This window comes from Adlercreutzia equolifaciens (genome assembly GCF_029076695.1).
Lineage (GTDB): Bacteria > Actinomycetota > Coriobacteriia > Coriobacteriales > Eggerthellaceae > Adlercreutzia > Adlercreutzia equolifaciens_A.
In genome coordinates this window covers 325,569-337,743 of the sequence record NZ_JARFIK010000002.1, presented here as the reverse complement: position 1 = coordinate 337,743, position 12,175 = coordinate 325,569, and the positions used below count along the sequence as shown (strand labels likewise).

Genomic DNA, 12,175 nt, shown 5'->3' with positions numbered 1-12,175 from the left:
GCGGACGGTTGCACGATAGAATACTGGGAAAGATTTGAACGCCGAGTCGAAAAGTGGCAGCATGGTCCGCGCGACATCGGCGCCCCGCAATCAGGAGGCTAGCGTGAGCGTTCGCATTATCGTGGATTCGTCGGCGGACATGGAAACCGAGTACGCCGCCGAGCACGACATCACCATCATCCCCATGACTATCAGCTTCGGCGAGGAAGAGTTCGCCGAAGGGGTCGACCTCAGCCGCACGGAGTTCTTCGAGCGCTTGGTAGAAAGCGACGAACTGCCTCGCACCAGCCAAATCCCCCCGATGGTATTCCAGGACCTGTTCGCCGAAGCCGTGGAAGCCGGCGACACTGTCGTCTGCATCACGCTGTCCAGCCGCCTTTCGGGCACTTACCAAAGCGCTTGCATTGCCGCGGCTCCGTTCAAAGAATCGGTTTTCGTGGTGGACAGCCTGAACGCCACCGTCGGCGAGCGCATTTTGGCGGAGCGCGCCTGGGCCCTGCGCGACGAGGGTCTGGCCGCCGCCGATATCGCCTACTGCCTCGACCAGGAGAAGAACGACATCCGCTTGGTCGCCTCGCTCGATACGCTGGAATACCTGCGCAAGGGCGGCCGCATTTCCGGAGCCGCCGCCATGGTGGGCGGCCTCCTGTCCATCAAGCCCGTCGTCACCGTGGAAGACGGCGAGGTGGTGGTAGCCGGCAAGGCCCGCGGCTCCAAGCAGGCCAAGAACATGGTGTTCCAGAAAATCAACGAGGCCGGCGGCATCGACTTCACCCGCCCCATTTGGGTGGCCTACTCGGGCTTGTCCGACAAGGCGGCGCGCAAGTACATCGAGGACACCCTCGCCCAAGCCGCAGCGGCTGAAGAGGCCGAGCGCGACGACGCTGCCCTGCCCGCCGACCTGCCCCTCAGCCTTGTAGGCGCCGTCATCGGCACCCATGTCGGCCCCGGCGGCGTCGCCTTCGCCTTCTTCGCCCGAGAGTAGGCCGAGAAAGCAAATGAGTCCAAACGCAAAGAGAGGATCCCGAAAGATCCTCTCTTTTTCTTTAAAGAGCCTCGCAGGTTCGCCCAAGGAAGTCAGCGAGGGTTCGACAGGTGCCTGTCGGAGCCGCAGCATCGGCGTAAACGTCGTTGCGTCAGCAACGGCGGAACATTTAGACGCGCTTGATGAAGCGGCCGTCGCGGGTGTCGATCTGCAGCACGTCGCCGATCTCGATGAACGTGGGCACCTGCAGCTCCTTGCCCGTCTCCAGGGTGGCCGGCTTGGTGGTGTTGGTGGCGGTGTCGCCCTTGAAGCCCGGCTCGGTGTGGGTAACTTCCAGCTCCACGAACATCTGGGGCTCCAAGCTGATGAGCTCGTCGCCAGCGTAGAGCAGCGTGGCCTCGTCGTTCTCCTTCAGCCAGTCAGTGGCGGCACCCACGGTGTCGGTGGGGATGGCCATCTGCTCGTAGGTGTCGTTGTCCATGAAGTAATAGTCGGCACCGTCGTTGTACAGATACTGCATCTTCTTCGTCTCCAGACGCACGGAGTCGAACTTCGTGCCGGAGTTGAAGGTGTAGTCAACCACGCGACCGGTCTTGATGTCCTTCAGCTTGGTGCGCACGAACGCGCCGCCCTTGCCCGGCTTCACATGCTGGAACTCCACGATGGTGCACATCTTGCCGTTGTTGATGATGCACATGCCGTTCTTGAAATCGGCGGTAGAAATGCTTGCCACGAATGCTTCCTTTCATTGCACGCGGCAGAGCCTCTTCGCTGCTCGCACCGCGCCTGATTCACAAACTGGTTTATTATAGCCGCCCCAGGCCTTCTGCGCAAAGCCAGCCGCAAGAAGTCCACGGTCGAAGGGCAAAAGGCGGTCGCTCCCCCAGCCGCTCGGCAGAAGCACCGCAAGCGAGACTACGCCGCGCCCTCTTCCTCGGCGGCCAGCAGCGGAACCGGCTCATCCTCCACCAGGCCGCGCCGCGCCGCAACTAGGGCGCGCACTTTGCCGTAGACGGCCATGTAGGCGTTCACGATAAGGCCGGTGCAAGCCGCGCACACGATGGTGCCTTCGCGCACGCCAGCCAAATGACCCATGAAGGCGAAACTGCAGATGATGGCCAAAGCCGCACAGGAAAGATCGAAGCACACCTTCCCCGTGCCGAAACGGATGCCCGTCTTGGTGACCACCGCCTGAACCACCGCCTCGCCGCAATTCATTACCGTGCCCGACACGACGGTCATCACAATGCCCAGAGCAAGAATGGCCATACCGACCACAATCCACAGCCACGAGACCCCATAGCTTGCCGGGGCCGCATCGCCCAGCCACGCCATAAAGACATCGATGCAAACGCCGAAAAATACCGAAATGGGAATTTGCAGCAGGTCCACGGGGCGGAAGTCCTTGCGCAAAATAGCCACTTGAACCAGCACCAGAAAGCACTGCCATCCCAGCATGAACGTACCGAAACTGATGGCGGGAAACGCCAAGCTCAGCACGTTGGGCGTGGCGGAAATGGGCGAATTGCCCAAGTTAGCCTTCACGATGACATCGATGCCCAGGGCCATGACGGCAATGCCCGCCAGCATGAGCGCCACGCGGCCTATCAGGTACAAAGTGAGGCGAGGGCTCGAAGGCGTTGCGCGCGATGCGCCGCGTTCGTCAGGATCCTCGCCGACGGTCGAGACAGACTGCGACGGCGTGGTTGCGCCCGAGCGCTCGCGCCCCATGGACTTGCCCTTGACCCGAATCTCATTCCCGCGATTCTCTGGCCGTACCGTCATTGTCTCACCGTCCTCTCGGCTCACTCGTCGGTTGCGTCTCTTCAGTTATAGCACTGCGAGAAAAAGACGGCGCGTCGATTTACGCGAGGACGGGCAAACCGCCGACTTGCGGAAAGTCAGCCTCCGCTAACCCCACCAGAGCGACCAGTGAACTGCAGGAAGCCTCAACCCTCAAGCCTCATGACAAACCGCTCAGCTTCGGCTTCAGCCGTCAGCTGCAGACCCATAGCCTGCGCCAGCTCGAAGGCGATAGCCAGGCCCAGGCCGCTGCCGCCAGCTTGGCGAGCGCCGTCTCCGCGGTAGAAGCGGTCGAAGACGCGAGCGATGTCGAGGGAGTCCAGACGATCGGCGGGATTGGAAACCACAAGCTCGAAACCAGCCCCGTTGCCAGAATGCGTGCGCCCCGAATCAATCGTGCCTGCAGCGGGGGCATCGGGGCTGACCGGCTCGGGCGCTCTCGAATCCCGCGCCAGCGGCTCCTTACCGGTCGGCGCCTTCGCCTCCAACGCCCTCGACCCTTTGCTGCCCGGCGCCTCTTCCCTTTCCGCGCCAATCCGCAGCTCAACGCATGGGGCTCCGCTGCCGTGACGTAGGCAGTTGTCGAGCAGGTTTCCCACCAGACGACCCAGCGCCTCGCCGTTGGCCCGTACCATCACGGCGCACTCGGGCAACCGCACCGCTGGCTCCCAGCCACGCTCGACGAACGACGGGTAGCGCGCCCCCAGCGCCTCGGCCACCACGGCGCCCAGATCCACCTCTTCGCGCGGCAACTCCTGCGCGCCCTCGTCGATTTTGGCGAACTCGAACAGCTGATCCACCAAGCCGCGCATGACTCCCAACCGCTCGGTAGCAGCCGCTACGCATTCGTTGCGCTCGGCATCGCTTTCGGCCAGTTTATACAGCTGCAAGTAGCCCTGAGCTCCGGTGAGCGGGGTACGCACGTCGTGAGAGAACGAAGCCAGGTTCCGCTGCAGTTCCTGGCGCTCGGCATCGGCCGCGCGCCGCGCTCCATCTGCCTCGTCGATCAACGCGTTCACCTGCAATGCCAGCGCTTGGGCCGCTGGCGTCGGAAACGTCAGGCGCACCTTTCCCGACCGCCCGTGCCCCCGCGCCAGCAGAAGTCGCTCCATGGCCCGCAGCTGCCGCCCGCTTAGCCACACCACCGCCACCAAAGCCGCAGTCAGCAGCAGGCACAACGCCACCAGCACGATCATCGTTAAACCCTCTTTCGCCGCATCGCCAGCCAGCTGAAAGCCGCCGCTGCTACCGCAAACAGCATCGAGGCCGCCATATCTCCCGCATCCGGCGCCGTCCCGCTTTCGCACATGCGCCCGACAACTTGCAGGGGCAGCCAGGAAAGCGGTTCGCTCAGGGCTCCTTCACCGCCCACCATCGCGGCCAACGCGAACAGCCCGCTGTCAAAAACGCACCCGCATAATAAAGCGGCGAAGAGCACCGCCACTGCCTTGCGCCCCGTGGCTACCAGTACCGCAAACGTTGCCATGGCGCAAAACACGGAAACCAGGATCACCACGAGCATCCAGCAAACCAGTCGTCCCCCGTTAAACCCCAGGTTCAGGGTGGGGAACGAGAAGATCGCCGCTGCTGTCGCCGCCAAAACTGCCGCCACAAGGGCTATCGCCACTATGACCACCAGCGCCGTCATGGCCAGCACATACTGCCAACGGGAGTGCGGTCCCACCAAGAGCGATCGTAGGCCGCCCTGCTGCACGTCATCAGCATACAGCACCGTCACAACCCACGAAGTAAAGAGAGCCAGATAGAACGGAGCCCTTCCCTGGTCGAGCACGAGCACTCCCTCTATCCACAAGCGCCCTGACGAAGGCGAATCAGAGGAGTAGCCCATAACGGGCAGCCCAAAGAGAGAGCCGCCCGCGAGCGCGCTCTCGCAAGCCGAGCGGCCTATGACGAAGGCGATAAAAACCGCCAAGGCCAGAAATCCCCAGAACGTCACAGATCGCACCAACCGATACAGCTGGGCGTGCAGAATGTTCAGCATGACTACCTCAGCTCCTTTCGTCGCAGAATCAGGGAGCAGACGAGAACGCCCAAAAGAGCTATGAGCGCTGCTTGGACAAACCACCACGGCTGGACGACGCCCGTTCCTTCGAGGGTGCTAGCCATCCCGGACAAGGAATACGTCGTCAGCATTTCATCGGCTATCCGATCAAGAGGCGCCGGCAGGTAAAACGCCGCCACGCGGGCAAACGAGAAGAGCACCGTGGAGGTAAGCAGCGCCGCACCGGCAATTCCCCAGGTGGCGGCATTTTTGCTGGCTATCACGGTAAGGGCCATCGCCACCAGCGCATAGGCCGTCGCGAAAACCGCGAGCGCCCCCAGGCGCTGAGCGAACGTAGCAGCGCCTTCTGAAGAGAACGTGAATCCGAGACGAAACAGATTAAGTGCCAGAATCACACTGAGCGCTACCATCACGGCAACGATCGCGCCGAAAACAAGCACGGCCGCCGCCAGGACATAGGAGCGGCGTCCCTTGGCGTCCACCAGCACATTTCGCATCGTGCGGTTCGTCAGATCGGAGCCGAAAAACCAGGCGAACCAAATGGGCAGGAGCGCCATAGCCAGCTCGAGCACCTCGTGCCGACGCGCGGCTTCGGCGAAGGTCGCCACGCCCTCCGAGTACCATCCCGACGCAAAATAGTTCGAGCCCTCAAAGGCATAGAGCGCCAAACCCGCCACAAGAATCCACCACAGCCGACTGTGGAGCAGCCGGTAAGCGTCGGCGCGGAGCACCCTAAGCATTGCCCCCACCGCCTTCGCGGCCTTCCTTGCCTTCTTCGCGCACAGGAGCGGTACCGCCCATGAGGGCGACGAAGTACTCCTCGATATCGCGGCTGTGGGTATACAGGCCGCTCACGGACACATTCGCTTCCAGAAGGACGCGGCCCACCTCTTCGGCCGTGGGTGCCTCCATACCAGCGACGGCGGGGGCCGTTTCTGAGGCCCCTCTGGCGCCGACGCGAATGGCGTCGTCGGGCATGACGGTGAATGCCACGGCGGGCCAGCGCTGCTGAAGCACTGCCAGGGCGCGGGGCGCGTCGGGGGTTTCCACGCACAGGTAGTCCGTGCACTCCGCGGCCACCTGATCGGTCGTTACCTCGCAGACGAGCCGTCCCTCGCGAATAACGCCGTAGCGGGTGGCCATACGGTCTAGCTGATCCAGCACGTGCGAGCTGATGAGCACCGCCACCTGCCGCGTTTCAGCCAGATTCACCAGCAGCTCGCGCACCAGGCACACCCCTTCGGGATCAAGGCCGTTAAACGGCTCGTCCAGAAGCAGCACCTGGGGCTCCCCCACCAGTGCCAGCGCCAAGCCCAGCCGCTGCTTCATACCCAGAGAGAAACGCCCGGCACGATCGCGCAGGGCAGGATCGAGGCCCACGGCTCGCACCACCTCGGCCGTTGCCTCCTTCGCATTGGGAAGACCCTGGGCCAACGCGCGTACCATCACGTTCTGAAAGGCGGAGAGCGAAGGGTTCACCGCCGGCTGCTCGATGAGGCAGCCGAGGTGAGCACTTGTCTGACAGGGACCCAGGACTTCGCCGCAAATTTTCACCCTGCCCGATGAGGGCGCCAGATATCCTGCCAGCATTTTTAGCAACGTCGACTTGCCCGCCCCGTTGCGACCAACCAAGCCATAGATTTCGCCCGGAGCCAGAGTCAGCGAGACCCCATCGACAACAAGTTTCCCCCAGAAGGAACGAGAGAGGTTTTCGCATGTCAAAGCCACCACAAGCTGTCCTTTCCGCGATGCAACCGCTTTCGTCCAGCATAGCAACCAACCTTCCAGGAACCGCCGAGGAAATGCCAAGATTCTGACAAGATGAGACGGTCGACTGCCTCGGGGCTGTCCCGCTGCGGCTCAGTTGGCTTTCTCGCACTCGATCTAGCTCAGGTCTTGCAGCTTGAACCCCACTCCCCACACCGTCTCGATAAGGTCCTGGACCTGCGCCGTGCGCAGCTTCGCGCGAATGTTGCCGATATGGGTAGCCACGGCCTTGTCCTCCAGCGCGACCTCACTGCCAGCCGCTGCCGTCGAAAGGTTCCGCTTGGTATGCACGCGCGCCGGCTCGGCCATCAGTGCCTCCACCATGGCGAATTCCGTCGGCGTCAGATACACCGAAGCGCCGGCCGCCACAAACGTCCGCGCTGCCGGATCGAGCACCCACGACCCATAGCGAAGCACGGCATGCTCTGCACGCTCCTCCCCTCCCGCATGAGCGTCATAACGGCGCAGCACCGCCTCAATGCGGGCGTCCAGCTCTTCCAGGTCGAACGGTTTTACCAAATAGTCATCAGCACCCAACTGCAGCAAGTCCACACGATCGGCCACAGTGGCGCGAGCAGAAAGCACGATCACCGGCAACCGAGCGGCCACCGCCGCGGCCACCACATCCTCACCAGCGGCTCCCGGCAACATGAGATCGGTAATCAGCAAGTCGAAGTCGCCGCCCTCCAGCCGCAACAGTCCCTCGGTACCCGAAAAGGCCGCCGTACAGGCGGCACCCCGCTTTTCCAGATAGGAGCACACCACCTTGTTGATGGCCGCGTCATCTTCTACGACCAGCATGCGCAGGCCTTTTATCACAGCGCACCTTCTCTCTTCTGCGGAAATTTGGCAGCGACGCCCCCGAATGAGACGGCCTTCGGCGTAGGCTAGATCACTACCATCTCGTGGGTGCTCTTGGTGAATACGTCGAAGCCGTCGTCGGTGATGACGCCGAAGTCTTCCAAGCGCATGCCGAACTTGCCCGGCAGGTAGATGCCCGGCTCCACGGTGACCACGTTGCCTGCTACCAGCGGCTGCTCGTTGCGCGGCGCCAGCACGGGCTCCTCGTGGATATCGAGACCGACGCCATGACCCAGGCCGTGGCCCATACGTCCCGCGAAGCCACCCTCGGCCAGCACCGATTCCGCCAGCTCGTGCGCTTCCTTGCCCGTCACGCCGGGCGCCAGCATAGCCTCCACCGCCTCGTTGGCCGCCCGCAGCGTATCCCAGGCGGCACGCATCTCGCCTTCGGGCTCGCCGAGGAACACCGTGCGCGTCATGTCCGAGCAGTACCCGTAGGACTTCGCCCCGAAATCAAGAACGACGCACTGCCCCGCCTCGAGCATGGTGGCGCCGGGGATGGCATGGGGGCTCGCCCCGTTGGCGCCCGTGGCCACAATGGAGGGGAACGCCAGGCCCTGAGCCCCGTGGCGCAGCATGAACTCTTCCAGTTCCAGCTGCACCTGTCGCTCGGTCATACCCGGCTTCATATATTGGATGATATGGGAAAACGCCGCATCGGTAATAGACTGGGCCCCGCGCATGCGAGCCACCTCGTAGGGATCCTTCACCGCGCGCAGCTTGAGCACCAGGCCATCGGTCTCGCCAATGGGGAAATCGGCGGGGAAGGCCTTCTGGAGCGCGCGATACTCGGCCAAGGTCATGGTGTCCTCTACCTGCAGCTCGGCCTCGGGCATGCCGTGCAGCCACGAGCCGTTCCACTGGCGCGCCACAAAAGCCGCGTGGCTCTCGCGGGCAGTATCGATGCGAATGGGCGAACGACGGGCCGCCTCTTCGCAGGCGGTGGCGTAACGCGAATCGGTGTGAAGCACCGCGCGGTCGCCGCTGATGTACAGAGCATGGGCCGCCTCGTCGTCGAAAACGTCATCGAAGGCCGTAATCCAATGGATGTTGGACGTGTCGCGCACCACCATGGGGCTCGGCCGTCCGTCGCGCAGCTGAGCCAAAGCGCGCAGCAGCTGCCCCACATGCCACTCGCAAGCCACCGGATTGTAAAGCTCGTTGTACACCGTCATAGCATCGACTCCGATTCTCGTTTCGCAAACTACGCAGGCCCTCAAGAGCGACGTTTCAACCGCCCTCGAGCAGCGCCCGCGGCCTCTCCCCTACTCCTCCAGCAGCATATCGAGGGCACGCAGATAGCCCTCCTTGCCCAGACCCTTCACCTGGCCCACGCAGGCCGGCGCAATCACCGAATGGCGGCGGAACTCTTCGCGCTTCGAGATATCCGAAATATGGATCTCCACCACCGGCACGTCAATGCACTCGACTGCGTCATGAAGCGCATAGGAGTAGTGCGTATGCGCTCCCGGGTTGTACACAATGCCATCGTACACCCCATGGGCCTCATGTAGTTTGTCAACCAAGGCCCCTTCATGATTCGACTGAAAGCAATCGACCTCGCACCCACGCTCGGCCCCATAGGCCCGAACCATTTCCTCAATGGCAGCCAGCGTATCCGACCCATAAATGGCCGGATCGCGCACGCCAAGCATATTCAAGTTCGGCCCGTTCATCAGCAAGATCTTTTTCACTTCGAAGCCTCCCATGCGCGCAAGTGCTCCAGGATGACCGCGTCCTCCACGGCCACCAACTCCCACGACCCAATGTCCCGCGGCAGCACGAAGCGCACCTCGCCGCTGCGCGTCTTCTTGTCGCGCTTCATAGCCGCCAGAATGTCGTCGGCCGGCGCCGACCACGGCAGCGACGGCAGGCCCAGACGATCCAGCAGCTCGCCCTGGGTTTGCACCAGCTCGGGCGACGTGCCCACCACGTCCACGCCCAGCTGGGCCGCAAAGCGCATGCCCTCGGCCACGGCGGCTCCATGGGAGTACACCCCGTAGCCGGCCAAGGTCTCGATGGCATGACCCAAGGTGTGGCCGTAGTTCAGGCACTCGCGCACGCCGCGGCTCTCCGTCTTATCGGCCGCCACCACGCCGGCCTTGAACACCACGGAACGCGCGATGGCCTCACTTACCACGGCGTCATCACGGGCCGCCAGAGCGTCGGCCTGCTCCAACAGCCAGAAGAAGAACTCGTCGGAATCGATTACCGAGGACTTGGCAATTTCCGCGCAGCCGCAGGCCCACTCGCGCTCGTCCAGCGTGGCCAGAGTGTCGGTAGAAGCCGCCACATAGGCGGGCTGCTTGAACGTGCCCACCAAGTTCTTGCCCGCGTCCAGGTTCACGCCAGTCTTGCCGCCCACGGAGGAGTCCACCATGGCCAGAAGCGTAGTTGGTACCTGGACAAAGGTGATGCCGCGCATGTAGGTGGAGGCCACGAAGCCGGACAGGTCGCCCACCACGCCGCCGCCCAGGGCCACTACCGCTGCATCGCGAGTGAGCCCCAGCTGCGCCATGGCGTCCCAGATCTCGCCAGCCACGGCCACGGATTTCGCCTCTTCGCCCGCAGGCACCACAATGTCGCTTACGCGGAACCCCGCGGCCTTGAGCGACGTACGCGCCGTCTCCAGGTAGAGCGGGGCCACGTTGGCGTCGGTGATGATAAGCAGGTGCGGCGCATGGGCCACGGCGGGCAGCTTCTTCGCCCAAGAGCCGAGCCCCTCCAGGACGCCCGTGCCGATGCGCACGTCGTACGGCGTCTCGCCGGGGATGTTCACCACTACTTTTGTTGCGGGCACAGCACGCCCTCCTTCTCCAGAATGCGTTGCACTTCACGGGCGATGGCGGGCACCGACTTGCCGGCCGTGGACACCGTCACGTCGGCCACCGCCTCATAGAGGGGGCGGCGCTCCTCGCACCGGGCCCGGGCGCTGTCCAAGTCCTGGAACAGCGGACGCGTCGATTTGTCGCGAATACGATCGGAGGCCTCGTCGGCCGTCACATCGAGGAAGACCACCAGGCCTCCCTCGGCAAAGATCTCGTGATTCTCCGGCGTCACCACCACGCCGCCGCCGCAGGACACCAGAAGCGGATCCTCCTTGGCCGCCAGCTCGCGCAGCACGTCCGTCTCGATGGCGCGAAAGCCCGGCTCGCCGTCGGTGGCGAAGATCTCAGTGATCTTGCGCCCTTCCCGACGCTCCAGATAGGTGTCCATGTCCACCGAGGCAATGCGGCAGGTGCGGGCCAAACGACGGGCCACCGATGTTTTGCCCGCTCCCATGAAGCCCACGAAGAACACCGGGCGCGTCAGCACCATGGGTTCATCCGTATGCGGAGCCGGGCGCCGAGAGCGGCCTCCACGGCGCTGTGCGTCTTTTTCCTGCGCCATAGCTATCGCCCCATGGTCTTCAAACGCTTCTGGTACGCCTTGATGGCCGCTTTCACATCGGCCATGCAGGTGGAACCGAAGGCCTCCAGGTAGGCGTTGGCCAGGGCGAAGGCCACCTCGCCCTCGGCCACCACCGCGGCCGCGGGCACCGCGCAGGTGTCGCTGCGCTCCTTGGAGGCCTCCTCGGCCTCCAGCGTGTCCAAGTTCACCGTGCCCAACGGCTGCATCAACGTAGGGATGGGCTTCATGGCCGCCGTCACCACCAGGGGCATGCCGTTGGTCATGCCGCCCTCCAGACCGCCGGCGTTATTGGAAGTGCGCACGAACTCGCCGTTCTCCAAAGCAATGGGGTCGTGCACCTGAGAGCCCACGCGGCGCGCCGCCTCGAAGCCCAGGCCGAACTCCACACCCTTGATGGCGGGAATGGAGAACAGCGCCGCGCCAATGCGCGAGGTCAGGCGATCGGGGCCCGTGGCGTAGGAACCCAAGCCGGGCACCAGGCCCGTGGCCACCACACGGAAGGTGCCGCCCAGGCTTTCGCCGTCGGCCTTGGCGCGATCCACGGCGCGCTTCATGGCCTCGGTAGTGCGCTCGTCGGGGCAGCGCATTTCGGAAAGCTCGATATCCAGGGGCGCATGCTGCACCACCTGGGCCAGATCCTCATCGGCCAGGCGCACATCGCCCACCGACGTCACATAGGAGAACACATCCACGCCCAACTCGGCCAAAAACTCCCGCGCAATGCCGGCAGCGGCCACGCGGGCCGCGGTCTCCCGGGCGCTGGCGCGCTCGAGAATGTTGCGGCAATCATCGGTGTTCGTCTTCAGGACACCCACCAAGTCGGCATGGCCCGGGCGGGGCGTCACCTCGCGTACCAGATCGGACGGCGCGCAGCCGAAGGCGGCCATGCGGTCGGTCCAATTCTCCCAATCGCGGTTGCGCACCGTCAGCGCAATGGGCGTGCCCAGGGTGCGCCCGAAACGCACACCGCTGGTCACGCGTACGGTGTCCGTCTCGATGGCCTGGCGGCCGCCGCGGCCGTAACCGGACTGGCGACGCTTCAGATCGGTGTTGATCTGCTCCTCGGAAATGGGAAGACCGGCCGGCACCCCGGTCACAATGGCCGTGAGCTCGGGGCCGTGGCTCTCCCCCGCAGTGATGTATTCCATGCTGGTTGCTTTCTGTCGTGGATAGAACAGGCCTATTGTAGCGCAGCCGTCTTTAATTCCGGGACGTGTTCGCCTAAGGTGACACGGCATCGCCCCCGATGGCACCGCGAGACAGCCGCTACCGCGCGACGCGCCGCCACGGCGCCTCGCCCAACCCCGCTCCGGCCGGCGAAAACG

The 12,175-nt window shown here is 64.0% G+C and carries 13 protein-coding genes; 1 reads left to right on the top strand and 12 read right to left on the bottom strand.

What is annotated here, in order from left to right; all coding sequences use genetic code 11:
• Positions 1–103: 103 nt before the first annotated feature.
• The gene (locus tag PZH32_RS07275) at positions 104–985 is read left to right on the top strand and encodes a DegV family protein (protein ID WP_275207250.1); all 882 of its coding nucleotides are present in this window, start codon (positions 104–106) and stop codon (positions 983–985) included.
• Positions 986–1,154: 169 nt separating this feature from the next.
• Here PZH32_RS07275 and efp read toward each other — a convergent pair whose 3' ends face one another.
• The 12 genes from efp to aroC all read right to left on the bottom strand — a co-directional run bounded on the left by efp (position 1,155) and on the right by aroC (position 11,998).
• On the bottom strand, positions 1,155–1,718 hold the full coding sequence (gene efp / locus PZH32_RS07270) for an elongation factor P (protein WP_275207249.1): 564 nt from the start codon (positions 1,716–1,718) through the stop codon (positions 1,155–1,157).
• A gap of 182 nt (positions 1,719–1,900) precedes the next feature.
• The gene (locus PZH32_RS07265) at positions 1,901–2,770 is read right to left on the bottom strand and encodes a YczE/YyaS/YitT family protein (protein WP_275207248.1); all 870 of its coding nucleotides are present in this window, start codon (positions 2,768–2,770) and stop codon (positions 1,901–1,903) included.
• Positions 2,771–2,934: 164 nt separating this feature from the next.
• A complete protein-coding gene (locus PZH32_RS07260; RefSeq protein WP_275207246.1) occupies positions 2,935–3,984 on the bottom strand; it encodes a sensor histidine kinase in 1,050 nt (349 codons plus the stop codon).
• 2 nt (positions 3,985–3,986) lie between these two features.
• Positions 3,987–4,790: a hypothetical protein gene (locus tag PZH32_RS07255; protein ID WP_275207244.1), complete on the bottom strand. Its 804-nt coding sequence runs from the start codon at positions 4,788–4,790 to the stop codon at positions 3,987–3,989.
• Positions 4,791–4,792: 2 nt separating this feature from the next.
• Entirely contained in the window at positions 4,793–5,560 is a 768-nt protein-coding gene (locus PZH32_RS07250; RefSeq protein ID WP_275207242.1) for a hypothetical protein, read from the bottom strand.
• Positions 5,544–6,542 (bottom strand): ABC transporter ATP-binding protein, encoded by a 999-nt coding sequence (locus tag PZH32_RS07245; RefSeq protein WP_275207240.1) that lies wholly within the window; start codon positions 6,540–6,542, stop codon positions 5,544–5,546. Before PZH32_RS07245 ends, PZH32_RS07250 begins: the two co-directional genes overlap by 17 nt.
• 153 nt (positions 6,543–6,695) lie before the next feature.
• Positions 6,696–7,379, bottom strand: a complete 684-nt coding sequence (locus tag PZH32_RS07240) for a response regulator transcription factor (RefSeq protein WP_275207239.1) — start codon at positions 7,377–7,379, stop codon at positions 6,696–6,698.
• 86 nt (positions 7,380–7,465) lie between these two features.
• The gene (locus tag PZH32_RS07235; RefSeq protein WP_343074501.1) at positions 7,466–8,614 is read right to left on the bottom strand and encodes a Xaa-Pro peptidase family protein; all 1,149 of its coding nucleotides are present in this window, start codon (positions 8,612–8,614) and stop codon (positions 7,466–7,468) included.
• Positions 8,615–8,704: 90 nt separating this feature from the next.
• On the bottom strand, positions 8,705–9,133 hold the full coding sequence (gene aroQ, locus PZH32_RS07230; RefSeq protein WP_275207237.1) for a type II 3-dehydroquinate dehydratase: 429 nt from the start codon (positions 9,131–9,133) through the stop codon (positions 8,705–8,707).
• Positions 9,130–10,239 carry a 3-dehydroquinate synthase gene (gene aroB, locus PZH32_RS07225; RefSeq protein WP_275207235.1) on the bottom strand — a complete coding sequence of 370 codons (1,110 nt, stop codon included), beginning with the start codon at positions 10,237–10,239 and terminating at the stop codon, positions 9,130–9,132. The genes aroQ and aroB overlap by 4 nt, the downstream gene beginning before the upstream one ends.
• Complete coding sequence (locus tag PZH32_RS07220; protein WP_275207234.1) at positions 10,221–10,757, bottom strand: shikimate kinase; 537 nt, start codon at positions 10,755–10,757, stop codon at positions 10,221–10,223. Before PZH32_RS07220 ends, aroB begins: the two co-directional genes overlap by 19 nt.
• A gap of 74 nt (positions 10,758–10,831) precedes the next feature.
• Complete coding sequence (gene aroC / locus PZH32_RS07215) at positions 10,832–11,998, bottom strand: chorismate synthase (RefSeq protein ID WP_275207232.1); 1,167 nt, start codon at positions 11,996–11,998, stop codon at positions 10,832–10,834.
• Between the last annotated feature and the right edge of the window lie 177 nt (positions 11,999–12,175).